Source organism: Streptococcus sp. CCH8-C6 (assembly GCF_001557225.1).
GTDB classification, from domain to species: domain Bacteria; phylum Bacillota; class Bacilli; order Lactobacillales; family Streptococcaceae; genus Streptococcus; species Streptococcus sanguinis_C.
Genome location: NZ_LSJN01000082.1, coordinates 1 through 24412, shown reverse-complemented (window position 1 = coordinate 24412; position 24412 = coordinate 1). Strand labels below are relative to the sequence as shown.

Sequence of the window (24412 nt, the reverse complement as noted above, 5' to 3'; positions counted from 1 at the left end):
CCAACGAGCGATCTACGAATATTGTCCGTCAGGCAGAGCAAGATGCTCAGCATTTATTAGATGGAGCTAAGTTCAAGGCCGATGAAATTTTGCGTCAGGCAGCAGATAATGCTAAGAAAGTAGCTATTGAAACAGAAGAATTGAAAAATAAAACACGTGTCTTCCATCAACGTTTGAAATCAACTATTGAAAGTCAACTTAGTATTGTCAATTCATCTGAGTGGGAAGAAATTCTACGTCCGACAGCTACTTATTTACAGACCAGTGATGAAGCTTTCAAAGAAGTTGTAGCAGAAGTGCTAGGGGAAGAAGCAATTGTACGTGAGGAAGAAGTTGATGTTACACGTCAATTTTCTCCAGAGGAAATGGCTGAGTTGCAAGAGCGCATTGAAGCTGCTAACCGTGAATTGGCTGCGACCCAAGCTTTTTCTCCGCTCAGCGATGAAGATATAGAAACTCACGCAGCTGAGGAAAACTCAGAAGCTGACCATCACGATGATGATACAAATGGGGAACAAAAAGTTCCAGTAAATATTTTATAATTTTTAAAGAAGCTAAGATTGTAAAAACACAGGCCAAGCAAAATACTTTCAGCGAGCAGATGATGGTGAGAGATCTGCAGTCCATCTTGCTTGGACTATCATTTTACAGAACTTTCGTCTGAAATCAGTAGGATGAGACGGCAGTCCACGTTACGGACAAAGAGGGGCAAGAGGAGTATTATGCTATTGTCTTGCCTAAACAAAGGTGGTACCGCGAATTTTCGTCCTTTTTGGAGAAGTTTGCGGTTTTTAATTTATAATAAAAAAATAAAGAGGAATAGAATGAAACTGAAAGAAACACTCAATCTTGGGAAAACTGCTTTTCCTATGCGGGCTGGTCTTCCAAATAAGGAGCCAATTTGGCAGAAAGAATGGGATCAAGCTAAGCTGTATCAACGCCGTCAGGAACTGAATGAAGGCAAGCCACATTTTATCCTACATGATGGCCCTCCTTATGCTAACGGGAATATTCATGTCGGCCATGCTATGAACAAGATTTCCAAAGATATCATTGTTCGCTCAAAGTCTATGGCTGGCTACTATGCACCTTACATTCCAGGATGGGATACGCATGGTCTTCCAATTGAGCAAGTATTGGCAAAGCAAGGCGTTAAGCGCAAAGAGCTGGACTTGGTAGAGTACCTCAACATGTGTCGGGACTATGCGCTTAGCCAAGTCGAAAAGCAAAAAGAGGACTTCAAGCGTTTGGGTGTTTCTGGTGACTGGGAAAATCCTTATGTAACCTTGACTCCAGACTATGAAGCCGCTCAAATCCGTGTCTTTGGCGAAATGGCTAAGAAAGGCTACATTTACCGTGGTGCTAAGCCCGTTTACTGGTCTTGGTCTTCTGAGTCAGCCCTTGCTGAAGCAGAAATTGAATACCATGATTTGCTTTCAACTTCCCTTTACTATGCTAACCGCGTCAAAGACGGAAAAGGTGTCCTAGATACAGATACTTATATCGTTGTCTGGACAACAACTCCATTCACCATCACTGCTTCTCGCGGTTTGACAGTTGGAGCAGATATTGATTATGTATTGGTACAACCTGCTGGTGAATCTCGTAAGTTTGTGGTTGCTTCAGAATTATTGAATAGTCTTTCTGAGAAATTTGGCTGGGCTGATATTCAAGTTTTGGCTACCTACCGTGGTCAAGAATTGAACCAGATCGTGACAGTTCACCCATGGGATACCGCTGTAGATGAACTTGTTATCCTTGGTGACCACGTTACGACTGACTCTGGTACCGGTATTGTCCATACAGCGCCTGGTTTTGGTGAGGACGACTATAATGTTGGTGTAGCTAATGGCTTGGAAGTATTTGTCACTGTTAATGAGCGCGGTATCATGATGGAAAATGCTGGTCCTGATTTTGCAGGCCAGTTCTATGACAAAGTTGCGCCAACAGTTATTGAAAAGCTTGGTGACTTGCTCCTTGCTCAGGAAGAAATTTCTCACTCATATCCATTTGACTGGCGGACTAAGAAGCCAATCATCTGGCGGGCAGTACCACAGTGGTTTGCATCTGTTTCTAAATTCCGTCAAGAAATTTTAGACGAAATTGAAAAGGTTAAATTCCATTCTGAATGGGGTAAAGTACGTCTCTATAACATGATTCGTGACCGTGGTGACTGGGTTATCTCTCGTCAGCGGGCTTGGGGTGTGCCATTGCCAATCTTCTATGCCGAAGACGGCACACCAATCATGACGGCTGAAACCATCGAACACGTAGCTCAGCTCTTTGAGGAGCACGGCTCTATCGTCTGGTGGAAGCGTGAAGCAAAAGACCTTTTACCAGAAGGATTTACTCATCCAGGTTCTCCAAACGGCGAATTTACCAAGGAAACGGACATCATGGACGTTTGGTTTGACTCTGGTTCATCATGGAATGGGGTAGTGGTCAACCGTCCTGAGTTAACTTACCCGGCTGATCTTTATCTAGAAGGTTCAGACCAATACCGAGGTTGGTTCAACTCATCCCTTATCACATCAGTTGCTAATCATGGCGTGGCTCCTTACAAACAAATCTTGTCACAAGGTTTTGCCCTAGATGGTAAGGGTGAAAAAATGTCTAAATCCCTTGGAAATACAATTGCTCCAAGTGACGTGGAAAAACAATTTGGTGCGGAAATCTTGCGTCTCTGGGTAACCAGTGTAGACTCCAGCAACGACGTTCGCATCTCTATGGATATCTTGGGTCAAGTTTCTGAAACCTACCGTAAGATTCGGAATACGCTTCGTTTCTTGATTGCCAATACCTCTGACTTTAATCCAGCTGAGGATGCCGTAGCTTACGAAGAACTTCGCTCCGTTGATAAATACATGACTATCCGCTTCAATCAATTAGTAGAGACTATTCGCAAGGCTTACGCAGACTTTGAGTTTCTGACTATTTATAAAGCGATTGTCAACTTTGTGACTGTTGACTTGTCTGCTTTCTATCTGGACTTTGCCAAAGATGTCGTCTATATCGAAGCAGCAAAATCATTGGAACGTCGTCAGATGCAGACTGTTTTCTATGATATTTTGGTCAAGATTACCAAGCTGTTGACACCAATCCTGCCGCATACAGCAGAAGAAATTTGGTCTTACCTAGAGCACGAAGAGGAAGAATTTGTTCAGTTATCTGAATTGCCAGAAGCTCAGACTTTCCCAAATCAAGAAGAAATCTTGGACACTTGGTCTGCCTTTATGGACTTCCGCAGTCAGGCTCAGAAAGCCTTGGAAGAAGCCCGCAATGAGAAGGTTATTGGGAAATCGTTGGAAGCGCACCTGACTGTCTATCCAAATGAAGTCATCAAGACCTTGCTGGAAGCAGTTAATAGCGATGTAGCTCAGCTTCTCATCGTTTCTCAATTGACGATTGCTGAAGGACCTGCTCCAGAAGGCGCTCTAGTCTTTGAAGATGTAGCTTTTGTTGTAGAGCATGCGCAGGGGCAAGTCTGTGATCGCTGCCGTCGCATTGACACAACAGTTAAAGAGCGCAGTTATCAAGCTCTTGTCTGTGACCACTGTGCAGAAATTTTAGAAGAAAATTTCGCTCAAGCTGTCTCAGAAGGCTTTGAGAGCAAGTAAGTTTCCAAAATAAAAAATGGCTTTGCCCTTTAGTGGCAAGCCATTTTTTAGATAGATTGATTTGAAAATTTGTTAAATTAAAACTAAATTAGAAAAACCAAAAAGTTGCATTTGCAACTATTTTCTGTTATACTACTTATAACTTAGGAGTGCTTATTTTAGCCAAAATGTTTTGGAGCTGAAAGAGCTCAGAGGAAGTCAGTTGCTGCAGAGCCTGACTGGCGTAGGTATTTTCAAAGCCAATCAGTTGGTCGTAGAGTTTGAGAGCCTGACTGCTAGGATAGAGCTCTTTGAACTTCTTATTTTGAGCTTTTGTCTTTTTGATAATCAAGCCTCTATCTTCTAGCTTTCCTAGAGAACGGCTGAGAGTAGTCTTGTCAATCTGCACCAGCTCTGCCAGTTGTGATTGGTTGAGACCTTCATTTTCGACGATGCGAATGAGCAGTAGAAATAAATTATTGTCTAGGCCGTAGTTACTGGCTTTCTGATTCATTTTCATCATGGCTTGTCTGGAAATAAAGCCCATTTGACGGAAAAGTTGACGGTAATCCATAGGAACTCCTTGATAGTTGCATTTGCACTTATTATACATTAAAAAGATAGAGGAAACAAGTATGTGGTCTAGGAAAAAATTAACAGAGCTGAACCCGATAGAATTTTATCAAATCTTAAAACTTCGCATTGACACCTTTATGGTGGAGCAGGAGCGCATTTATCATGAACTGGATGAGAAAGACCTAGAAGCAGTGCATGTTTACCATGCTAATGAACAAGGGGAAATTGATGCTTATGCCCGTGTCTTTGAAGAGGGAGAGCATTTAGTCTTTGGTCGAGTGGTTACAGCCCAGTCTGCACGAGGACAGGGCTTAGGTGGACAGCTTATCAGAGAAATCTTGCAATTATGTGCTGAAAAATGGCCAGGAAAGGAAATTGAAATAGAGGCTCAGGTTCAGGTGGCAACTCTCTATGAAAAGTATGGCTTTAAGGCGGTTGGCCAACCCTTTATTTTTGAATCGACACCTCATATTACCATGATCTATAAACAATAAAAACTAAGGCGATTGCCTTAGTTTTTACTGTTTCACAGGAATGGAAATTTCGATTAGATTATTAGCGTAAATCGTGCGGATAGCAGCTCTATCAATAGCATTTGCATCAATTTTTCTCTTCAAGAAAAATTCTCTGATTTTTTCGATTTCCTGTTCTCGTACAGCACGGTGCATGTTTGAAATCAAGATTTCATAGTGAAGAGGAGCTTGTGTAAAAACAACATCGCTGTTTCCAGCAGAATAAACTTCGACTAATATCGCATCGGTGCTTTCCAATTGGCTTTTGACAAGGTCAGCATGACTGTTTGTTGTATTAATAAGCTTCATACGATTTCCTCCTGCTTTATACCTGCTATTATTATAACATGTTTGCTATGAATTGTGAATGATTTCTTTAAGCTTTAAGTGTATTTTTCCAGGCTTGGATACCCCATTTATGGCTGCCGCGTTTGAGTGTTTCAATAGCTTCTTCGACTGGGAACCAGGCAAGCTGGTTGAAATCTTCCAGCGGTTTTTGGACTTCTTGGAAAGAGGTGACCTCATACAGGTAGGCCGGGTTGTAGAAATGGGTGTCGCGATGGCGGGAGTAAAAATATTCATCAGCTTGTCCAAGATAGCGTCCAAGCTGGGCCGTGAATCCAAGTTCTTCCATCAGCTCGCGTTCAAGCGCAGTCTGATGGTTTTCCCCTTCTTCAATCTCTCCACCGGGCAGAAACCAAGCCCCATTAGGCGCCTGGACCAAAATAATCTTTTCTTTTTTTTCGTCTGGGATAACGGCATAGACTCCGTATCGGGTCACATATTCTACATTTGCTTCCTTTTCACCAAAGGTTGGATTTGTCATTCTAATATCCTCAATCTCTAGTCAGTTTACTATCTATCATAATGGACTAAGGACCAGCTGTCAAGAATTTACTCGGTTTATTGGACAGAAAAAGAATGATAGTCCTTGAAAGAAATCTCCTTAAAATAATAAATTCCTTCCTCCGACCGTTTAAAAAAACTCTTCTTTATGGGAATAGTAAAACATTTATAGTAGAAATTGTTATAATAGGAGCGAGGTGGTTTTATGACAGAAAGCAGACTTTTTAAAATCCTATATCTTCTTTTAGAGCAGGGCCGCACAACAGCTCCCGAATTGGCCTCACTATTTGAAGTATCCATTCGGACCATCTATCGAGATGTGGACAAGCTGAGTTTGGCAGGAATCCCTATCTATTGCAACCCAGGCAAGGGCGGGGGTATTTTTCTGATGAAGGATTTTGTCTTAGACAAGGCCTTATTTTCAGAGTCTGAGAGGGATGAGCTATTAGCTGCTCTTCAAGGCTTGCAGATTTTAACAGATGGCGAGCAAGTAGAGACCCTGTCTAAGCTACAGTCCTTGTTTCAAGTTCAGGCAACTTCCTGGCTGGAGGTGGATTTCACTGACTGGCGCAAAAAAGCAGATCAGAAAGAACTGTTTGATACTATTAAGCAGGCAATCTTGCAAAGAAGAGTCTTGTCTTTTTCTTATTTGAATGGGCGTGGAGAAAGAGAGCAGCGCAAGATAGAGACGCTGAAGTTAGTATTTAAAAGCCAAAACTGGTATGTTGCTGGCTTTTGTCGCTTAAGACAAGCTCCGCGCTTTTTTAAACTCAGCAGAATGAGAGACTGTCAGATGTTAGAGGAACGATTTAAGCAGAGAGTCTTGGATGAGACATTTAGTCCTGAGGAGCGGCTAGGAGATACTGTAAAAGTCCTCTTGAAATTTGACCGGAAGCATGCCTTTCGAGTGTACGAGGAGTTTTCAGAAGCAGAGATAGAGGAGACTGATGGGAGCCTTTATGTCCAAACGCATTTGCCGAGTCACGATAGTCTTTATACCTACTTGCTATCCTTTTTGGATGGAGTTGAAATCATGGAGCCGCCTCAGTTGCGGGAAGAATTCAAAGAAAAGTTAAAAGCTATTGCCGATATTTATAAAAGCTGACAGAGGTTGTCAACTTTTCTTTGCTATACTGCTTGTAGTAAAGAAAGGAGGGCTCTCTCATGAAATATGAATGGAGAAAAGCCGATCGAGAAATATATCAAATCAAGTCTGAACCCTGTCTCATAGATGTTCCTGCCCAGTCTTTTATCATGATTGACGGCAAGGGCAATCCTAATGCTGCTGACTTTTCGGAACGAGTTGGTGCTCTGTACAGCTTAGCCTATGCTATCAAGATGAACTACAAAAAGACAGAGGTCGAGCAAGAATTTACTGATTTTACAGTTTATCCCTTGGAAGGACTTTGGCAGCAAGAGCAAGAAGGAGAACTGATTAAAGAAGAATTGATCTATACTATTATGATTGGGCAGCCGGACTTTATCACTGGAGAAATGGTGAAAAAGGCCCTAGAACAAGTTCGTGTCAAAAAGCCTAATCCTCTCTATGATGAGATTCGCTTTGAAGAAATGACGGAAGGAGCGTGTGTCGCCATGCTGCACCTAGGACCTTTTGACGAAGAACCTCAATCCTTCGCTAAAATGGATGCCTTTTGCCAGAATCGCCAGCTGACACGGATTTCAAACACTCATAGGGAAATCTATCTCAATAATCTGAATCGGACAGACCCTAGCAAGCTGAAAACAATTCTGAGCTATAGGGTTCAGAAGGATCAATAAAGAAATAGAGCAGAAAACTAACTGTTTTCTGCTCTATTTTGTCAACATTTATTTTTCTTCTTGAGATGAATTAACTGACTCTGTGCTTTCAGTTTTCTTTACTGACTTGATGAGAATCTTGCCATTGCTGGTCATGATAGCTTTAAGATCTTTTTCGCTTGGATTTTCCAGATAGAAGTCGGTAATAGCATCTTCGATATGGTCTTGAATGGTGCGGCGCAGTGGGCGAGCCCCCATTTTTGGGTCGTAGCCTAGATCAACCAATTTTTCCTTGACCTTCTCCGTAACTTCCAGATGAATGTCGTTGGTTGCCAAACGTTGATTGACATCGTCCAGCATCAGGTTGACGATTTGCAGCAGATTGTCCTTGCTGAGCGCCTGGAATTCGATAATGCCGTCAAAGCGGTTCATAAACTCAGGACTGAAGAAATTGCCCAATTCACCCAAAACGGAGTTGGTGCGGCCTTCACGCGCTGCTCCAAAGCCAACGCTGGCTTCAGCTTTGCCAGTTCCGGCATTGGATGTCATGATAATAATGGTGTCTTTGAAGCTGACAGTCCGGCCTTGGCCATCAGTCAGGCGGCCATCATCTAGAACCTGCAGGAACATGTGCATAACATCAGGATGGGCTTTTTCCACCTCATCCAGCAGAATGAGTGAGTAGGGATTGCGGCGAACGCGCTCAGTCAATTGACCAGCTTCATCATAGCCGACATAGCCCGGAGGGGCACCGACCAGCTTGGCCACGCTGTGTTTCTCCATGTATTCACTCATATCAAAGCGAATCATACTGTCAGCCGAGCCAAAGAGCTCAACGGCTAGTTGCTTAGACAGCTCAGTCTTACCGACACCAGTTGGTCCGACAAAGAGGAAGCTGCCGATTGGGCGATTAGGACTTCCTAGTCCGACCCGGTTGCGGCGGATAGCCTTGGCAATCTTATCCACAGCATCGTCTTGGCCGATGACATGAGCCTTTAGGTCGCTGGCAAGATTGACCAGCTGAGACTGTTCCTTTTCTTTGAGGTCGCCAACTGGGATATTGGTCTTTTGCTCTACGATATGCTCAATCGTTTTCTCGCTGATAATCGGAGTGTCCTTGTCTAGCACACTTGTCTGCTGGAGTTCCTTGTACTTGGCAATCTGGTCGCGGAAGTAAGCTGCTTTCTCGAAATCTTCGTCACGGGTTGCTTGAGCCTTGAGGTTTTCTGCTTCAATCAGACGTTGGTCAATAACCTTGGGATCAACAAAGTTGAGGGTCAGATTCATCTTAGAACCAGCCTCATCCAAGAGGTCAATAGCCTTGTCTGGCAGGAAACGATCTTGGATGTAGCGGTTGGAGAGAAGCGCAGCAGCTTCAATGGCCGCATCTGTGTACTTGACGTGATGGTAGTCTTCGTATTTTTTCTGAATGCCTTTGAGGATGGTAATCGTTTCTTCAACAGTCGGCTCGTCTACCTTAACTGGCTGCATGCGGCGCTCTAGTGCTGCATCCTTCTCGATGATACGGTATTCATTGAGAGTGGTTGCTCCGACCATTTGGAGTTCTCCGCGAGCCAGAGCTGGTTTGAGGATGTTTCCAGCGTCCATATTGCCATCGCCAGCAGAGCCTGCTCCGACAATTTCATGGATTTCATCAATAAAGAGAATGACATCCTGACGAGAACGAATTTCATCAATGAGCTTCTGCATCCTCTCCTCAAATTGGCCACGGATACCAGTTCCCTGTACTAAACTGACAACGTCTAGGCGGATAACTTCCTTGCCTTGGAGTTTATGAGGCACATCACCATCGACAATTTTCTGGGCCAAACCTTCCACCACGGCAGTTTTTCCGACTCCTGGCTCTCCTATGAGAACAGGATTGTTTTTGGTGCGGCGGTTGAGGATTTCAATGACACGGACGATTTCTTCATCACGGCCAATAACAGGATCAATCTCGCCTCGGCGAGCCAACTCAGTCACGTTGATACCAAACTCTTCCAGCAGGCCTTTTGGCTTTTGCGGACTTGGCTGAGGCTGACCACCCTTGCTAGGATTGGAACCGTAGCCGCCACCGCCTCCATAGGCTCCGCCAGATTGGGTAGGAGGAGTAGTTGGTTCCTGAGGCTGTTGAAAATTGCTGAGGCTATTGAAGAAGTCATCGATAGGATCTGTTCCGTGATTGTTGGCATTAGCAATTCCACCGAACAAGGAATGTTCAGGGTCTGTTTTCATGATTTGGTAGCAGTTTTGGCACAAATCCACCTGCTGTTTATGGCCATTTACGTTGGTATAAAGGTGAATCGTAGATTCATTGATTTTACAATTTTGACAAAGCATGCAGATACCTCTTTTCTTTTAGTGTGCAAGCTATTTATAGAAATAATTAAAGGTCAAAAATAGTCAAAGTTTTATAGTTTCATTATATCAGTATTCTCGAACTTTGCAAGAATTTACTACAAAATCTTCCCTTAGACCGAGCAGAATGAAAACAAATTCTTGAAAAATTACAAAAAATTGGCTTTTAGTGGTATTTCAGTCGCTATTTATGGTAAAATAAGAGGGAACTAAGTAAATAGGAGAAACAAAATGGAATCACATTTAGTTAGAATTATCAACCGCTTAGAAGCTATGGCTAAGGATGGCGGAAATTTGAAACGTAATTTTGAGCGTGAAGGAGTGGTTGTAGCAGAAGTAGCTTACAGTTACGACGAAGAAAACGGCTCTGTCTTCACCTTGCGTGACGTTGCAGCGCGTGAGACCTATACTTTCGACAGCATCGATTTGATTGCAATGGAAATTTATGAATTACTCTATTAAAAAGCACTTAGCTGCTTTTTATTTTTACCCTTTTTATCTTATTTTGAAAAAGATTTGGTAGGTCTGAAAATTTTACCGCTAGGTGCCAATGAAACCCCGCTTTATAACCTTGTATAAGAAAAAGTTATAGGCTGGGCACAGATTTTTTTGGTATAATGAAAAAGATAATGAAAAAGAAATGAGAATGACATGGCGCAGATTATTGATGGCAGAGGTTTGGCAGAGAAACTTCAGAAAAAATTAGCCGAAAAAACGGCTCGCCTCAAAGAAAAGACAGGTCAGGTACCGGGCTTGGTAGTGATTGTGGTAGGAAATAATCCAGCCAGTCAAATCTACGTGCGTAATAAAGAGCGCTCGGCCTTGGCCGCTGGCTTTCGGAGTAAGATAGAACGTCTGCCAGAAGAAACCAGCCAAGAAGAGCTCTTGAGCTTGATTGAAACTTATAATCAAAATCCTGATTGGCATGGGATTTTGGTCCAGCTGCCCTTGCCTGAGCATATTGATGATGAAGCTGTGCTGCTGGCTATTGATCCAGACAAGGATGTTGATGGCTTTCATCCGCTTAATATGGGCAAGCTATGGAGTGGCCATCCGGTTATGATTCCGGCTACTCCTGCAGGCATTATGGCAATGTTCCATGAATATGGTGTTGAACTGGAAGGCAAGCGAGCGGTCGTCATCGGGCGAAGTAATATTGTCGGTAAGCCCATGGCTCAGCTGCTTTTGGCTAAGAATGCGACAGTGACTCTGACGCATTCAAGGACCCACAATCTAGCTAAGACTGCTAAGCGGGCGGATATTTTGGTGGTGGCTATCGGTCGTGGACATTTTGTGACCAAGGACTTTGTCAAGGAAGGGGCTGTTGTCATTGATGTCGGTATGAATCGAGATGAAAATGGCAAGCTGATTGGGGACGTTAAATTTGATGAAGTGTCTGAACTTTCCAGTCTGATTACCCCTGTACCTGGAGGTGTTGGGCCTATGACCATTACCATGCTGATGGAGCAGACCTACCAAGCCTTTAAACGGAGTCTTGAATCATGAAATTTGTTTTTGATTTGGATGGGACCTTGTCCTTTGATTATATGACGATTGATGAGGAGATTAAGCAGGTTCTGCTAACGGCTCCTCAGTTTGGGCATGAAGTTTTGTTTGCTTCGGCGCGTTCCTATCGAGATTGTCTGGGACTATTGGGTCCGGAATTGAGCCAGCAGATCGTGATTGGCCTGAACGGCGGAGTAGCTTATCAGAAGGGACAGCTGATGTTTGAGCGCCAGCTGCATCAGTCAAGTTATCAAGCCATTTTAGATACTTGTTTGACCTATAATTTGCCTTTTTTCGTTGATAATACTTTTGATTACAGCGGCCAGATTTTAGAAAAAATCCCTTTTATTGCCAGTGTAGATCCTCTCAAGCGGGCAAGACGGCTGGAACTAACTGATCTCCAGCATCCTATTAAGCTTGTTATTTACATGGGGGATCATGAGCAACTCTTAGACGATTTACAGGCTCGTTTTGGAAACTTGCCTAATCTAAGTCTAGACTATCATGAACATGAGAAATGTTTTTATATCAATCCGGCTGAAACCAATAAAGCTTCAACTGTAAAGGAATTATGCGGTTCGGATTATGTGGCTTTTGGTAATGATCAAAATGATATCCAGCTCTTTAAGAACTCTCTCTACGCTGTGCAGGTTGGGGATTTCCCAGGCTTGAGCGATTATGCGGATGAGCAGGTCGCCTTTCAGGAAAATTTACCCAAGGCAGTCGCAGCAAGAATCTTACAAAAATTTGCAGATTTCCGAAGAAAATAACTTTCTTGCGATACGAGGCACCTGTTTAGGTGCCTTTTGGTGTATAATGAAGATAGGTTTGGTCATCTTAAGACAAGTACAGGATGAAGTTGGTCTAGGAGAATATCATGGTAAAAAATGCTGGAAATATTTTAAAAAAAGTCATTAGAGAACGCCCTTTGGATAGCCACAAGGGCGACTACGGCCGTCTCTTACTGATCGGGGGGACCTATCCTTATGGGGGCGCCATCATTATGGCAGCTTTAGCGGCAGTCAATAGTGGAGCAGGTCTGGTGACTGTTGCTACAGACAGAGAAAATATTGCCCCTCTGCACAGTCATTTACCGGAGGCCATGGCCTTTGACTTAGAAGAGCAAGACCGATTGACAGAGCAGCTGGCTAAATCAGATCTAGTCTTGATTGGTCCAGGCCTAGCAGAGAATCAACTAGGTCTAGATATCCTACAAAAGGTAATCCAGACTGTGGCAGAACAGCAGATACTCATCATGGATGGGGGCGCCATCTCACTCTTTAGTAAAGCAGCTTTGCCATTTCCAAAAGCCCAAACAGTTTTTACCCCTCACCAGAAGGAGTGGGAAGGCTTATCGGGTTTAAGTTTGTCAGATCAGACAGCGGCAGCCAATCAGGCAGCGGTCAATCAGCTGCCTATAGGCAGTGTTGTCGTGCAGAAAAAGCATGGGACGACCATCTATCAAAGTGGGCAAGAGCAGGTCTTTGAGCTGACAGTAGGCGGACCTTATCAGGCAACTGGCGGCATGGGGGATACGCTGGCCGGTATGATTGCTGCTTTTGCGGGTCAGTTTAAATCAAGCAGTCTCTTTGAGCGAGTGGCGGCTGCCACCCTTCTTCACTCCTTGATTGCAGATGAACTGAGTCAGGAAGCTTATGTCGTCCTGCCAACGGCAATCAGCAGGGTCATTCCAAGGTGGGTGAAGGAGATGAGTCGGTAGACTTTTTCTTGGGTTTTAAGTCAGCTGGGGTTCTTTTGTGGAAGCCCAGTTTTTTTCTTGCTTTTCAGGGGATTTTTAGACTTTGTAATCGGTTTTTTATGCAGTTTTTTGTTATAATAAAAGTTACGGAAAAACAAGAAAAGAAAGGAAAAGGGCATGCCAGAATATTTGTCGGTTTCGACCTTGACCAAGTATCTGAAGATGAAGTTTGAGCGGGATCCTTATTTGGAGCGGGTCTATCTGACTGGCCAGGTGTCCAATTTCCGCCGTCGCCCCAATCATCAGTATTTCTCATTAAAGGATGAGAAGGCTGTCATTCAGGTTACGATTTGGTCCGGTGTCTATCAAAAGCTGGGCTTTGAGCTTGAGGAAGGCATGAAAATCAATGTCATTGGCCGGGTACAGCTCTATGAGCCGAGCGGTTCCTATTCTATCATCATTGAAAAGGCAGAGCCAGATGGTATCGGTGCCTTGGCTATCCAGTTTGAACAGCTCAAGAAAAAACTGGGAGAAGAAGGGCTTTTTCAAGATAAATTCAAGCAGGCCTTGCCCCAATTTCCTAAGAAAATTGGTGTTGTAACCAGTCCCAGCGGAGCGGTCATTCGAGACATTATCACGACGGTCAGCCGTCGCTTTCCGGGAGTGGAGATTGTCCTTTATCCGACAAAAGTGCAGGGAGATGGGGCTGCAGCTCAGGTTGCTGCCTACATCAGACTGGCCAATGAGCGGTCGGATTTGGATGTACTGATTATTGGTCGAGGCGGTGGTTCTATCGAAGATCTCTGGGCTTTCAACGAAGAGGAAACAGTTCGGGCTATTTTTGAGTCTCGGATTCCTATTATTTCTAGTGTCGGCCATGAGACCGATACGACTTTGGCGGACTTTGTAGCAGATCGCAGAGCTGCGACTCCGACGGCTGCGGCTGAGCTAGCAACATCGGTCACCAAGCTAGACCTGCTGGGACATTTGCAGCAGCAGGAAAACCGCATGTCTCGAGCGATTTCCAATCGCCTGAGCTATTATCGAGAGCGATTGAATAAGCTAACCCAGTCTGTTATCTTCCGACAGCCAGAGCGGCTTTACGATGGCCATCTGCAGAAGTTGGATCAGCTCAACCTGCGACTAAAGCAAAAAATTCGCGAATATTATAGTGAAGAGCAACAGCGGGTCAAAATCTTGCAGCATCGTTTGGAAGCATTGAATCCACTCAGTCGCGTTCAGCGTTTTCAGGAGCAGACTGCCCAGTTGGAGCGTTTGCTGCGCAGCAATATGGCGGTCATTTATGATAACAAGGTGGCTCAAGTCAGGAGATTGTCCGAGGCCTTGCTTATGCTGGATACCAGTCGAATCGTGGCGCGTGGCTATGCTATTGTCCAAAAGAATCAAAAGGTTGTCGAGTCAAGTGCTGGCATTGAAGAAAAAGATGAGCTGACCCTGCTTATGCGGGATGGGCAGCTGGAAGTAGAGGTAAAACATGTCCAAAGAAAAGAAATTTGAAGAAAATTTAGCAGACTTGGAAGTCATTGTTCAAAAGCTGGAAAATGGTGACGTAGCGCTGGAAGAGGCAATTGCGGAATTTCAAAAGGGAATGAAGCTTTCAAAAGAACTTCAGGCTAGTCTGGACAAGGCTGAAAAGACCTTGGTTAAGGTCATGCAGGCAGACGGCACAGAAACGGAAATGGAATGACAAGAAACGAGAAACTGGAAAAAATTGGTCTGACGATTGAAGATTTTTATAGGTCTCAGCAAGTGTCTTCGGATTTATCAGAAGTTATTTTGTACTCGGTGAAGGCAGGCGGCAAGCGAATTCGTCCCCTATTGCTATTGGAGTTGATTCAAGCATTTGGCCTAGAGCTAGCTGAGGCTCACTATCAGGTCGCAGCGGCTCTTGAGATGATTCACACTGGCAGCCTTATTCATGATGATTTGCCAGCTATGGATGATGACGACTATCGTCGAGGCCGCTTGACTAGCCATAAGAAGTTTGGAGAGGATATGGCTATTTTGGCGGGTGATTCTCTCTTTTTGGACCCCTATGGACTATTGGCAAGGGCCGAGCTGCCCAGTCAGGTCAAGGTGGACTTGATTTCTGAATTGTCTCTGGCAGCAGGGAGCTTTGGTATGGTCGCAGGACAAGTTCTGGACATGCAAGGTGAAGGCCAAGCAATTAGTTTAGAAGATTTAAAAAACATCCATGCCAATAAGACTGGTAAGCTACTGACCTATCCTTTTGTCGCAGCTGGTTTGATTGTTCAGGCTCAGCAGTCTGTTCAAGACAAGCTTCGTAGGATTGGAGAGCTCTTGGGCTTGGCCTTTCAAGTGCGGGATGATATTTTGGATGTGACAGCTAGCTTTGAAGAGCTGGGTAAAACCCCGCAGAAAGATTTAGCTGCGGCCAAGTCGACTTATCCAGCCTTTCTGGGACTGGATGGAGCTAAGAACTTTTTCAATCAGACCCTTGATGAAGCTGTGCTTATTCTGTCAGACTTGGAAGAGAAGACAGAGTTTTCAGGCGAAGAAATTCAACAGATAATAGAAAGTTTGAGAATGAATGGCTAAGGAAAGAGTAGATGTGCTGGCCTACAGACAAGGGCTCTTTGAGACCAGAGAGCAGGCTAAGCGTGGTGTAATGGCTGGACTGGTTATTGCTGCGGCCAATGGCCAGCGCTTTGACAAGCCAGGTGAAAAGATTGACGCAGCCACAGAGCTGCGCCTAAAAGGTGAGAAACTCAGATATGTCAGCCGAGGCGGCCTCAAGCTAGAAAAGGCTTTGCAAGTGTTTGATATTTCGGTAGCGGACCGAGTGACCTTGGATATCGGAGCTTCAACCGGCGGTTTTACAGATGTCATGCTGCAATACGGAGCTAAGCTGGTCTATGCGGTAGATGTAGGAACCAATCAACTGGCTTGGAAGCTCAGACAGGATGAGCGGGTTGTCAGCATGGAGCAGTATAATTTTCGCTATGCCCAAAGGACTGACTTTGAGCAGGAGCCGAGCTTTGCCAGTATTGACGTCAGCTTTATATCGCTGAGTTTGATTTTGCCGGCTCTGCATGAGATTCTGGCTCGGGATGGCCAAGTGGTCGCCTTGATTAAGCCTCAGTTTGAAGCAGGCCGTGAGCAGATTGGAAAAAAAGGGATTGTCAAGGATAAAAAGGTCCATCTGGCAGTTCTGGAAAAGGTCACAGCATTTATGATGGAGGCTGGCTTTTCTGTTAGGGGACTGGATTTTTCGCCTATTCAGGGCGGTCAGGGCAATGTGGAATTTCTGGCCTATTTAGAAAAGAGTACAGAGCCGAAGCCTCTTAATTCAGCTATGATGACAGCTGTCGTAGAGGCAGCACACAAGGAATTTAAGGATGAATAAGAAGGATAGATTAGAAAAGATTAGACGCTTTGTCAGTGACTATGACATTGGCACACAGGAGGAAATCGTAGAACATCTTAGGGAGTCTGGGATTACAGCGACCCAGGCTACGGTCTCTAGAGATATCAAAGAGCTGGGCATTGTCAAGATACCGCTCAAGGACAACACTTATATCTACGAGCTACCTAAGACCATGACCAGCAGTCTGGGTTTGGCTGAAAATAACATATTGTCCTGTCAGGTTTTGGGAAATATGATCAATCTCAGTCTGGTACCGGGGAGCACAGCACTGGTCAAGCGCCATCTTAGAAATGAATTTGCTGAGGATATTTTCAGTATCTTGGCAGACAACGACAGTATTTTGATGGTTATGATGACAGAAGAAGCAGCTGCAAGAATTGCAACCATCATTCACCATTGGTAGGAAAGCCTATGTTATTAGAAATTTCGATTAAAAATTTTGCTATTATTGAGGAGATTTCCCTTAATTTTGAGCAAGGTATGACCGTGTTGACCGGGGAAACCGGAGCCGGCAAGTCTATTATTATTGACGCGATGAATATGATGTTGGGCAGCCGTGCTACGACGGATGTTATTCGTCATGGGGCACCCAAAGCTGAGATAGAGGGACTTTTTTCGCTGGAAAATAGCAGAGCTTTGCGAGAGATTTTTGAGGAGCAGGGCTGGGAGCTGACTGATGAGCTGATTATCCGTCGGGAAATTCTGCAAAATGGCCGCAGTGTCAGCCGTATCAATGGCCAGATGGTTAACCTGTCTGTTCTAAAGGCTGTCGGCCAGCACTTGGTGGATATCCATGGTCAGCATGATCAGGAAGAGCTGATGAGACCCCAGCTTCATATTGCCATGCTAGATGAGTTTGGCACAGCAGACTTTTTGCATCTCAAAGGCCGCTATCAGGAAACCTTTGACCGCTATCGAAGCCTGCGCAAGCAAGTCCTGACTTTGCAGAAAAATCAGCAGGAGCATAAGGCCAGAATTGAGATGCTGGAGTTTCAGATGGCGGAGATTGAGAGCGCAGCCCTCAAAAGTGGTGAAGATACTGCCCTACATCAGGAACGAGATCGTCTGCTCAACCACAAGCTTATTGCCGATACGCTGACGAACGCCTATACCATGCTAGATAATGAAGACTTTTCCAGTCTGACCAATGTCCGCTCAGCTATGAATGATCTTGAGTCTATTGAAGATTACGATCCAGCCTACAAGGAGCTTTCCGGCAGTTTGTCGGAGACTTATTATGTCTTGGAAGATGTCAGCAAGCGCCTAGAGGACATTTTAGATGGACTGGATTTTGACGGAGATCGGCTGCTGCAGGTGGAGAGTCGCTTAGACTTGATTAACAGCATCACACGTAAATACGGCGGCCAAGTAGATGATGTGCTAGATTACTTTGCTCAGATTTCTAAAGAATACAGCCTTTTAACTGGAAGTAACTTGTCCTCAGAGGATATGGACCGAGAGCTGAAGGCCTTGGAGAGAGAGCTGGTAGAGCTGGCCCAGGAGCTGAGTCAGGCTCGTCATGGCCTAGCAGCCCAGCTGGAAGCAGAAATCAAGCAAGAGCTGCAGGACCTATACATGGAAAAGGCGCGCTTTAAAGTGCAGTTCAGTAAGGGCAAGTTCAACCGTGAAGGCAATGAACAAGTAGAGTTTTACATCTCAGCCAATCCGGGCGAGGATTTTAAACCTTTGGTGAAGGTTGCCTCTGGAGGTGAGCTCTCCCGTCTTATGTTGGCTATCAAGTCTGCTTTTTCTCGTAAGGAAGGTAAGACCAGCATTGTCTTTGACGAAGTGGATACGGGAGTTTCTGGCCGAGTGGCCCAAGCTATTGCTCAGAAGATTCACAAGATTGGCTCCAACGGCCAAGTCTTGGCTATTTCCCATCTGCCGCAGGTCATTGCGATTGCCGATTATCAGTTCTTTATTGAGAAGATTTCGGATAAGAATTCAACTGTCTCAACGGTTCGCCTGCTAACAGCTGACGAGCGTGTTCAGGAAGTCGCTAAGATGCTGGCTGGCGAAGATGTGACAGAGGCTGCTTTGACTCAAGCCAGAGAATTATTAAAAAAATAAACAAGCGAGGCTGAGACACTAGTGTTTCGGTCTCCTTTAGGAGGTGGCGCATATGACAGAATATTTTACAATCGGTGATGTCCATGGTAAGGCTAGTATGCTAGATGAGCTGCTCCAGCACTGGGACGGTCGCAGCCAACTAGTCTTTCTAGGCGACTTGATCGATCGAGGCGAGGACAGCCGAGCAGTTTTGGAGCGGGTCAAGAATTTAGTAGATCAGAAAGGAGCTGTTTGTCTTTCTGGCAATCATGAGTATATGTTTCTGACCTGGCTGGACAATCCTGAAAAGTCTTATGACCACTACCGGCGTAATGGCGGAGATACGACGATTAATTCGCTTTTAGGTCGACCTCTCAATGCTCCTGTAGATGGAGTAGCAGACGCGGAACGTGTCAAGACGGAGGCGGCCAATTTAGTAGATTTTATTCGCCAGATGCCTTTCCTATTGGAGACGGAACAGTACATTTTTGTTCATGCTGGTCTAGATTTGGAGCTGAAAGACTGGCGAGAAACCAGTGATTATCAAAAGGTTTGGATTCGTGCTCCTTTTCACGAAGGCAGCAATCAGATTGGCAAAACGATTGTCTTTGGCCATACACCGACATTTTACCTCTTGCATGAAGCGCCAGGTACTAAGCAACTATGGATGACTGAGGATGGCAAGATTGGAATGGATGGCGGAGCTGTCTATGGAGGAGTCCTCCACGGAGTTGTCTTTGGTCATAATGGCATCATAGAGCGGTATGCCATAAAAAATGTTGGTTTGGTAGCCGAAGACTGAAAAAGATTGGATTTTCCCAATCTTTTTTTGCTGAGACTCTCTTTTAAGATCAGCATTTTCCTAAAATTTTCCCCAATTAAAGCTAAAAAAGCTGCATGTAAACACTTTTTCATCTAATTTTAAAGAAGCGCAAAAAGATTAAAAAACTAAAACAAGCAGATTAAATTTAGGAAACGCTTGGCCTGAGCTGTGATTTTAGAGAATATTCCCCCACAAAACCATAAAAATTTGGTATAATGTAGTGTAATAACAAGTTAAAATTTAGATACAGAGTAGGAAATCTATGACAAAAATAAAAATCGTAACTGACTCATCCGTAACCATTGAACCGGAGGTTGCTAAGGAATTAGACATTACCATTGTGTCTCTCTCTGTTATGGTGGACGGGGTGGTCTATTCGGATGCGGACCTAGCGGAAGGTGAATTTCTTCGTCTTATGCAGTCTAGTCGCAATCTTCCTAAAACCAGCCAGCCGCCTGTCGGAGTCTTTGCTGATGTTTTTGAGCAATTGGCAGAAGATGGAGCACAGATTATCTCCATTCACATGTCTCACGCCTTGTCAGGGACTGTCGAAGCAGCCCGTCAGGGAGCGACTTTGGCTAATGCTGATGTGACGGTTGTTGACAGTTCTTTCACTGATCAGGCTATGAAGTTCCAGGTCACTGAAGCAGCTAAACTGGCCAAAGAAGGAGCTAGCCTAGAGGAGATTCTAGCTAAAATTGAAGAATTAAAGGAAAAGACAGAACTCTATATCGGTCTCTCTACCTTAGAAAATCTGGTTAAAGGAGGCCGCATTGGTCGAGTTTCTGGTCTGATTAGCTCCTTGCTGAATATCCGGGTCATCATGCAAATGAAGGACCATCAGCTGGAGCCCATTGTCAAGGGGAGGGGAGCTAAGACCTTTAAGAAATGGCTGGATGATTTGACAGCAAGTCTACAAAACAAGCAAGTGGCTGAGATTGGAATTTCCTATGCTGGCGGTCCAGAATTGGCCCAGGAAATGAAGGAAAGTTTACAGCCGTATGTCAAGAAACCTATTTCAGTGCTGGAAACGGGATCTATTATTCAGACGCATACTGGGGAAAATGCTTGGGCTGTGCTGATTCGTTACGAATAAAACCATAATAATTTAGAAAATAGCGGCTTAGTACTTGACCTGAATGCTTTTTTTAGATATGATAATATTTGTTAGGGTTATCAACCCAGAAAAAATTTGGAGGATTTGTTAAATGGCTAACAAACAAGATTTGATCGCAAAAGTAGCAGAAGCTACAGAATTGACTAAAAAAGATTCAGCAGCAGCAGTTGATGCTGTATTCGCAGCTGTAACTGAGTACCTTTCAAAAGGTGAAAAAGTTCAACTTATCGGTTTTGGTAACTTTGAAGTTCGTGAGCGTGCAGCACGTAAAGGTCGCAACCCACAAACTGGTAAAGAAATCAAAATCGCAGCTTCTAAAGTACCAGCTTTCAAAGCAGGTAAAGCTCTTAAAGACGCTGTAAAATAATTTTGGTTAATAAAGCCTGTCATACTGCTATTTAGCTTGTATGATAGGCTATTTTTTATTTGTAATAAACATAAATGGGTAAATTTTTTGAGAAATATACTGAGAATATATGATTAATTACAAGTGTATATATATTTAAAAAAGATAGTTGTAAGAAAGCAGAATGGGAACTGATGTAATAGTGTTTAGGGTGGAATAATTGTTGTGAACTAGTTAGATAAATTCAATTAGAAAAATCCAGTGTATTCAATTCTCTAAACTATTAATCATAAGATGAGAAATCATTTAAAGTATAAAAGTACGAACTTTTTTATTTACAATTATTCTTAATAGCCAAGTAGGCTGAGTCATGGTATAATGGTAATGATTTAGATAAGAAGATAATAATGGAGTACAAAATGAGTCAAGAGCATCAGCATGATTTTGAACAAGTCATAGGTCATCTTCGCTCTAAAGGAGTGAGAATTACCGAAACTAGAAAGGCAATCGTTACTTATATTATAGAAAGTCATGATCATCCAAGTGCTGAAATGATTTATCATGATTTGCTGCCAAATTTTCCAAATATGAGTCTGGCAACCGTCTATAATAATCTTAAAGTGTTGATTGATGAAGGATTTGTAACAGAGATTAAGGTTCGAAATGATACGACGACATATTTTGACTTTATGGGACATCAGCATCTTAATGTTATTTGTGAAAAATGTGGTCTTATTGCTGATTTGGAATTGGAGCTTCCAGATGTGAAGCATGAGGCAGAAGCCCAGACTGGTTATCACATTACTCAGAGTCAGACAACTGTTTATGGTATTTGTCCCAAGTGTCAAAGTTTGATAATTTAAGAAATAGCAAAAAGGATTGAAATTAGTAATTTTAATCTTTTTTTATCGAAAGAAAGATTATATATTTGTCTCTTTTTGAAAGTTGCTTTGGTATAAGAACCACTTGTCTGGTGATTTATACCACTTACGGAAAAACTCTTGTTTTTGTCTCAGAATCCTCTATAATAAATGGCAAATAGAAAAAGGAGACAGAAGATATGACAGATACAAAAATACAAGAGAAGTTGAAGCCAGGTTTGAAGTTAGCGGATTTTCAAAAAGATGGAGACATCTATCTGGCGCTGAATCAGGACTATGTCTCAGGGGACAATGCCAAATACATGACCATGTACAATCGTTTTGCTCGCTGGTATGATATGAGTGAGAAATGGCTGGGGGGCCTTCTCTATGGCAAGACAGTCGACAAGTTGAGAAGGGATCTGATGGCAGAAATAGAATGGAAGGATCATTTGTCAGTTCTTTATGTCTCTATCGGGACTGGCCACGACCTGCGCTACATTCCTGAGAATATTGACCTGAAAAGCCTAGACTTTGTCGGGGCGGATATTTCCATAGGCATGCTGAAAAAATGCCAGAAATCCTGCGCCAAGAAGACCAATCTGCGGCTCTTTCATGCTTGTGCGGAGGACCTTCCCTTTGCGGATAATAGCTTTGACATCGTCTACCATATCGGCGGGATTAATTTCTTTAGCGATAAGGCCAAGGCTATGCAGGAAATGCTGCGGGTTGCTAAGCCAGGGACTAAGATTATGATTTCAGACGAGACAGCAGACTATGTGGACCAGCAATATAAGAAGAACCACTTCAGCAAGGACTATTTTAAGGACGCTACGGTTGATTTGGGAGAAATTGAGGCCGCTATACCGGCAGGGGTCAAGGAGAAGGAGTTGAAACTCCTCTGGGATGAGAAATTTTATGTCCTGACGTTTAGGAAATAAATTATAAGAACCGGACTTTGTTTCCGGTTTTTCTGCGTTATTGGGTACATTGCTTATCAGACACGATTGACCTTAGCATATTGGTCTGATTTGCGAATGAACCATGCAAATCGTCCACCTTTTCTAAATGACAAAAGGATAAACAAATGTTAAAAAAATCTCCTTTTGTATATAGCCATTTTTCTTATAGTATGATAAAATGTAGATGTAATGTATCTATAAATGTTCGCTTTTTAGAAAGTGGGCACTGACAAGATGGGGACGCTCAGTTAGTATACAATTACATTGTACATTTAAAACTGAATATTGTGAGAAAGGAAGATTAAATGAACAAAAGAATTAGAACTTGGCTTCATGTTATCATTCTTTGTTTGGGAGTGATTTTGCCATCATTAGCCCCTCTTGCTGAAGTGCAAGCGGCCGAATTTAATGATGTCATTACTGAGATGAGTCTCAAAAATTCTTCTGGAGGAGACTTAACACAAGGGATTGATATTTGGCAAGATTTCCGCGTTTACGCAAAGTTTGTATTGCCTGATAACCAAGTACATCAAGGAGATACGACGACGATCACCTTGCCGCCAGAGTATGCTTTTGCGAACTCTTCAGCCATTGAGCTTAAGGACGAGTCAGGTAATCTTGTTGCAAATGGATTTTTGGATTCTGCAAACAAAACGATTACCTTAACATATACAAATTATGTTGAGCAAAAATCTGGTGTTCGTGGAGAATTTTTCTTCTATGCTCGAGTTGACCATGATGTAGTGAGTCAAGAAGGTGACTTGAATGCTGGATTTACAATAGGAACACGGACCTTAGTTCCAGGAACTGTTCATTATAATGGACCTCCTAAACAGTATGACTCTAAGATTGAAAAGAGTTCCTTCCAGTATAAGGATGACGAGAAAAATGTTATTCGTTACAATATTACTGTAAACCGTAATATGGCCAGCTATAGTGATGTAACCATCAAGGATGCGTTCTCATCTCCAAATTTCACCTTCTTACCAGATACTTTTCGTATTTATAAAGTAGATTGGCGTTGGAATAACGGAGATTGGAAATGGTCTAATGCTCAGGATATGACAGAAACATTTAAGAAACAAATGACTGTAAATCCTGGCGGAGATGGATTCACCCTTCCTCTAGGAGACACTAATGGCTTTGGTTATATGATAGAATATAGAGCTAAAGCAAATTATGATTTAGTTGATGGTGAAAAAATTACGAACGTAGCCAAGATGAATTATAATGGTGGTCTTACTGAACAATCAACTAGCACTCGTACCTATCAGATTGCTGGTGGTGTAGCCGAAGGATATGTATTCTCTATTAAGATCCATAAGGTAAATGAGGCGGGTGAAAATCTTCAAGGTGCTGAATTTGAAGTGGTTCGTGACAGTACTGGGGCAGTAGTTGGAAAGTTGACAACGGATGCTGATGGTAATGCGAGCGTAGGAGAGTTGTTGAGAGACAACTATACTATTCGGGAAGTAAAAGCGCCAGAAGGATATGACAAATCAACTGAGGAAATCAAGATTGGTTCACAAGATTTCGGAACTGATAAATCGGTATCTCGTGATATTGTCAACAAGAAGACACCAACTGAAAAAGCGATTACTTTCAGTAAAGTTAACCTTGGTGGAGAAGAAATCGCAGGAGCGCAGATCAAGATCTTCAAAGGCGACAAGGCAGAAGGTCAAGCTGTAGAAAGCTGGACATCCGAAGCTGGTAAGTCTAAAGAATTGAACTTGGCACCAGGTACATACACCTTCCATGAGGAAGCAGCTCCAACTGGTTACCTCAAAGTGACCGACATCACTTTCCAAGTCAAGCATGACGGCACAGTGGAAGTGACCAATGTTGGTACTAAGGATGCTAAAGGCGAGGACAATACAGTCGTAACCGATGGTTCAACAATCAAAGTCACTGATAAAGATGACGATAGTCCACGTAAGATTACCTTCAGTAAGGTCAACCTTGGCGGTACTGAAATTGCCGGTGCTGAGATCAAGA

At 43.4% G+C, this 24412-nt stretch carries 26 protein-coding genes; 22 read left to right on the top strand and 4 right to left on the bottom strand.

Annotation, left to right across the window (positions count from 1 at the left end; translation table 11 throughout):
* Together AX677_RS08625 and ileS are read left to right on the top strand one after the other, a co-directional pair.
* Window positions 1–542, top strand: a 542-nt coding sequence (locus AX677_RS08625; protein ID WP_060976840.1) for a DivIVA domain-containing protein, incomplete at its 5' end; no start/stop codon positions are given.
* Between the two features lie 282 nt (window positions 543–824).
* Window positions 825–3617 (top strand): isoleucine--tRNA ligase, encoded by a 2793-nt coding sequence (ileS, locus tag AX677_RS08620; protein ID WP_060976839.1) that lies wholly within the window; start codon window positions 825–827, stop codon window positions 3615–3617.
* 136 nt (window positions 3618–3753) lie between these two features.
* On the opposite strand, the gene AX677_RS08615 is transcribed toward ileS, so the two are convergent.
* The gene (locus AX677_RS08615; RefSeq protein WP_060976838.1) at window positions 3754–4209 is read right to left on the bottom strand and encodes a MarR family winged helix-turn-helix transcriptional regulator; all 456 of its coding nucleotides are present in this window, start codon (window positions 4207–4209) and stop codon (window positions 3754–3756) included.
* A 22-nt stretch (window positions 4210–4231) separates the two neighbouring features.
* Here AX677_RS08615 and AX677_RS08610 point away from each other — a divergent pair, with 22 nt between their 5' ends.
* Window positions 4232–4666 (top strand): GNAT family N-acetyltransferase, encoded by a 435-nt coding sequence (locus AX677_RS08610; RefSeq protein WP_060976837.1) that lies wholly within the window; start codon window positions 4232–4234, stop codon window positions 4664–4666.
* Window positions 4667–4690: 24 nt separating this feature from the next.
* Here the strand turns inward: AX677_RS08610 and AX677_RS08605 are convergent, their stop codons facing one another.
* Both AX677_RS08605 and AX677_RS08600 read right to left on the bottom strand, forming a co-directional pair.
* Window positions 4691–4993: a DUF1827 family protein gene (locus AX677_RS08605; protein ID WP_002896152.1), complete on the bottom strand. Its 303-nt coding sequence runs from the start codon at window positions 4991–4993 to the stop codon at window positions 4691–4693.
* A gap of 67 nt (window positions 4994–5060) precedes the next feature.
* The gene (locus AX677_RS08600; RefSeq protein WP_002896150.1) at window positions 5061–5510 is read right to left on the bottom strand and encodes an NUDIX hydrolase; all 450 of its coding nucleotides are present in this window, start codon (window positions 5508–5510) and stop codon (window positions 5061–5063) included.
* A 225-nt stretch (window positions 5511–5735) separates the two neighbouring features.
* On the opposite strand from AX677_RS08600, the gene AX677_RS08595 reads away from it, so the two are divergent.
* The gene (locus AX677_RS08595) at window positions 5736–6635 is read left to right on the top strand and encodes a YafY family protein (protein WP_060976836.1); all 900 of its coding nucleotides are present in this window, start codon (window positions 5736–5738) and stop codon (window positions 6633–6635) included.
* A gap of 59 nt (window positions 6636–6694) precedes the next feature.
* Window positions 6695–7309 (top strand): GyrI-like domain-containing protein, encoded by a 615-nt coding sequence (locus tag AX677_RS08590; protein WP_060976835.1) that lies wholly within the window; start codon window positions 6695–6697, stop codon window positions 7307–7309.
* 48 nt (window positions 7310–7357) lie between these two features.
* Here AX677_RS08590 and AX677_RS08585 read toward each other — a convergent pair whose 3' ends face one another.
* Window positions 7358–9628 carry an ATP-dependent Clp protease ATP-binding subunit gene (locus AX677_RS08585; RefSeq protein ID WP_060976834.1) on the bottom strand — a complete coding sequence of 757 codons (2271 nt, stop codon included), beginning with the start codon at window positions 9626–9628 and terminating at the stop codon, window positions 7358–7360.
* A 249-nt stretch (window positions 9629–9877) separates the two neighbouring features.
* Between AX677_RS08585 and AX677_RS08580 the strand changes: the two genes are divergently transcribed.
* The 17 genes from AX677_RS08580 to AX677_RS08505 all read left to right on the top strand — a co-directional run.
* Window positions 9878–10108, top strand: coding sequence for a DUF1797 family protein (locus AX677_RS08580; protein WP_002896146.1), 231 nt, complete (start codon window positions 9878–9880; stop codon window positions 10106–10108).
* Between the two features lie 189 nt (window positions 10109–10297).
* Window positions 10298–11152 (top strand): bifunctional methylenetetrahydrofolate dehydrogenase/methenyltetrahydrofolate cyclohydrolase, encoded by an 855-nt coding sequence (locus AX677_RS08575; RefSeq protein WP_060976833.1) that lies wholly within the window; start codon window positions 10298–10300, stop codon window positions 11150–11152.
* Window positions 11149–11922 (top strand): HAD hydrolase family protein, encoded by a 774-nt coding sequence (locus tag AX677_RS08570; protein WP_060976832.1) that lies wholly within the window; start codon window positions 11149–11151, stop codon window positions 11920–11922. The genes AX677_RS08575 and AX677_RS08570 overlap by 4 nt, the downstream gene beginning before the upstream one ends.
* Before the next feature lie 107 nt (window positions 11923–12029).
* Window positions 12030–12872 (top strand): NAD(P)H-hydrate dehydratase, encoded by an 843-nt coding sequence (locus AX677_RS08565; RefSeq protein WP_060976831.1) that lies wholly within the window; start codon window positions 12030–12032, stop codon window positions 12870–12872.
* Window positions 12848–13084 carry an initiator RepB protein gene (locus tag AX677_RS09615; protein WP_082730290.1) on the top strand — a complete coding sequence of 79 codons (237 nt, stop codon included), beginning with the start codon at window positions 12848–12850 and terminating at the stop codon, window positions 13082–13084. Before AX677_RS08565 ends, AX677_RS09615 begins: the two co-directional genes overlap by 25 nt.
* Window positions 13029–14369: an exodeoxyribonuclease VII large subunit gene (gene xseA, locus AX677_RS08560; RefSeq protein ID WP_060976830.1), complete on the top strand. Its 1341-nt coding sequence runs from the start codon at window positions 13029–13031 to the stop codon at window positions 14367–14369. Before AX677_RS09615 ends, xseA begins: the two co-directional genes overlap by 56 nt.
* Complete coding sequence (locus AX677_RS08555; protein WP_002896137.1) at window positions 14347–14559, top strand: exodeoxyribonuclease VII small subunit; 213 nt, start codon at window positions 14347–14349, stop codon at window positions 14557–14559. Before xseA ends, AX677_RS08555 begins: the two co-directional genes overlap by 23 nt.
* Entirely contained in the window at window positions 14556–15431 is an 876-nt protein-coding gene (locus AX677_RS08550) for a polyprenyl synthetase family protein (RefSeq protein ID WP_004187831.1), read from the top strand. The genes AX677_RS08555 and AX677_RS08550 overlap by 4 nt, the downstream gene beginning before the upstream one ends.
* Window positions 15424–16239, top strand: a complete 816-nt coding sequence (locus AX677_RS08545) for a TlyA family RNA methyltransferase (RefSeq protein WP_060976829.1) — start codon at window positions 15424–15426, stop codon at window positions 16237–16239. The genes AX677_RS08550 and AX677_RS08545 overlap by 8 nt, the downstream gene beginning before the upstream one ends.
* Window positions 16232–16663: an arginine repressor gene (locus tag AX677_RS08540; RefSeq protein WP_002915680.1), complete on the top strand. Its 432-nt coding sequence runs from the start codon at window positions 16232–16234 to the stop codon at window positions 16661–16663. The genes AX677_RS08545 and AX677_RS08540 overlap by 8 nt, the downstream gene beginning before the upstream one ends.
* Before the next feature lie 8 nt (window positions 16664–16671).
* The gene (gene recN / locus AX677_RS08535; protein WP_060976828.1) at window positions 16672–18330 is read left to right on the top strand and encodes a DNA repair protein RecN; all 1659 of its coding nucleotides are present in this window, start codon (window positions 16672–16674) and stop codon (window positions 18328–18330) included.
* 52 nt (window positions 18331–18382) lie between these two features.
* Entirely contained in the window at window positions 18383–19111 is a 729-nt protein-coding gene (locus AX677_RS08530) for a metallophosphoesterase (RefSeq protein WP_060976827.1), read from the top strand.
* 283 nt (window positions 19112–19394) lie between these two features.
* Window positions 19395–20228 carry a DegV family protein gene (locus AX677_RS08525; RefSeq protein WP_060976826.1) on the top strand — a complete coding sequence of 278 codons (834 nt, stop codon included), beginning with the start codon at window positions 19395–19397 and terminating at the stop codon, window positions 20226–20228.
* A gap of 112 nt (window positions 20229–20340) precedes the next feature.
* Window positions 20341–20616 carry an HU family DNA-binding protein gene (locus AX677_RS08520; RefSeq protein ID WP_002896125.1) on the top strand — a complete coding sequence of 92 codons (276 nt, stop codon included), beginning with the start codon at window positions 20341–20343 and terminating at the stop codon, window positions 20614–20616.
* Window positions 20617–21014: 398 nt separating this feature from the next.
* A complete protein-coding gene (locus AX677_RS08515; RefSeq protein WP_032907494.1) occupies window positions 21015–21458 on the top strand; it encodes a Fur family transcriptional regulator in 444 nt (147 codons plus the stop codon).
* A gap of 197 nt (window positions 21459–21655) precedes the next feature.
* Complete coding sequence (locus tag AX677_RS08510; protein WP_002932756.1) at window positions 21656–22396, top strand: class I SAM-dependent methyltransferase; 741 nt, start codon at window positions 21656–21658, stop codon at window positions 22394–22396.
* Window positions 22397–22722: 326 nt separating this feature from the next.
* A partial coding sequence (locus tag AX677_RS08505; protein WP_231730790.1) for an Ig-like domain-containing protein occupies window positions 22723–24412 on the top strand: 1690 nt, incomplete at its 3' end.

Excerpts from the sequence above, each read along its gene's own strand:
- AX677_RS08600 (WP_002896150.1), bottom strand. The coding sequence starts at position 5,510 with ATGACAAATCCAACCTTTGGTGAAAAGGAAGCAAATGTAGAATATGTG.
- AX677_RS08605 (WP_002896152.1), bottom strand. The coding sequence starts at position 4,993 with ATGAAGCTTATTAATACAACAAACAGTCATGCTGACCTTGTCAAAAGC.
- AX677_RS08590 (WP_060976835.1), top strand. The coding sequence starts at position 6,695 with ATGAAATATGAATGGAGAAAAGCCGATCGAGAAATATATCAAATCAAG.
- ileS (WP_060976839.1), top strand. The coding sequence starts at position 825 with ATGAAACTGAAAGAAACACTCAATCTTGGGAAAACTGCTTTTCCTATG.
- AX677_RS08575 (WP_060976833.1), top strand. The coding sequence starts at position 10,298 with ATGGCGCAGATTATTGATGGCAGAGGTTTGGCAGAGAAACTTCAGAAA.
- AX677_RS08570 (WP_060976832.1), top strand. The coding sequence starts at position 11,149 with ATGAAATTTGTTTTTGATTTGGATGGGACCTTGTCCTTTGATTATATG.
- xseA (WP_060976830.1), top strand. The coding sequence starts at position 13,029 with ATGCCAGAATATTTGTCGGTTTCGACCTTGACCAAGTATCTGAAGATG.
- AX677_RS08520 (WP_002896125.1), top strand. The coding sequence starts at position 20,341 with ATGGCTAACAAACAAGATTTGATCGCAAAAGTAGCAGAAGCTACAGAA.
- AX677_RS08515 (WP_032907494.1), top strand. The coding sequence starts at position 21,015 with ATGAGTCAAGAGCATCAGCATGATTTTGAACAAGTCATAGGTCATCTT.
- AX677_RS08510 (WP_002932756.1), top strand. The coding sequence starts at position 21,656 with ATGACAGATACAAAAATACAAGAGAAGTTGAAGCCAGGTTTGAAGTTA.
- AX677_RS08550 (WP_004187831.1), top strand. The coding sequence starts at position 14,556 with ATGACAAGAAACGAGAAACTGGAAAAAATTGGTCTGACGATTGAAGAT.
- AX677_RS08530 (WP_060976827.1), top strand. The coding sequence starts at position 18,383 with ATGACAGAATATTTTACAATCGGTGATGTCCATGGTAAGGCTAGTATG.
- AX677_RS08555 (WP_002896137.1), top strand. The coding sequence starts at position 14,347 with ATGTCCAAAGAAAAGAAATTTGAAGAAAATTTAGCAGACTTGGAAGTC.
- AX677_RS08580 (WP_002896146.1), top strand. The coding sequence starts at position 9,878 with ATGGAATCACATTTAGTTAGAATTATCAACCGCTTAGAAGCTATGGCT.
- AX677_RS08525 (WP_060976826.1), top strand. The coding sequence starts at position 19,395 with ATGACAAAAATAAAAATCGTAACTGACTCATCCGTAACCATTGAACCG.
- AX677_RS08545 (WP_060976829.1), top strand. The coding sequence starts at position 15,424 with ATGGCTAAGGAAAGAGTAGATGTGCTGGCCTACAGACAAGGGCTCTTT.
- AX677_RS08615 (WP_060976838.1), bottom strand. The coding sequence starts at position 4,209 with ATGTATAATAAGTGCAAATGCAACTATCAAGGAGTTCCTATGGATTAC.
- AX677_RS08540 (WP_002915680.1), top strand. The coding sequence starts at position 16,232 with ATGAATAAGAAGGATAGATTAGAAAAGATTAGACGCTTTGTCAGTGAC.
- AX677_RS08610 (WP_060976837.1), top strand. The coding sequence starts at position 4,232 with ATGTGGTCTAGGAAAAAATTAACAGAGCTGAACCCGATAGAATTTTAT.
- AX677_RS08565 (WP_060976831.1), top strand. The coding sequence starts at position 12,030 with ATGGTAAAAAATGCTGGAAATATTTTAAAAAAAGTCATTAGAGAACGC.
- recN (WP_060976828.1), top strand. The coding sequence starts at position 16,672 with ATGTTATTAGAAATTTCGATTAAAAATTTTGCTATTATTGAGGAGATT.
- AX677_RS08585 (WP_060976834.1), bottom strand. The coding sequence starts at position 9,628 with ATGCTTTGTCAAAATTGTAAAATCAATGAATCTACGATTCACCTTTAT.
- AX677_RS08595 (WP_060976836.1), top strand. The coding sequence starts at position 5,736 with ATGACAGAAAGCAGACTTTTTAAAATCCTATATCTTCTTTTAGAGCAG.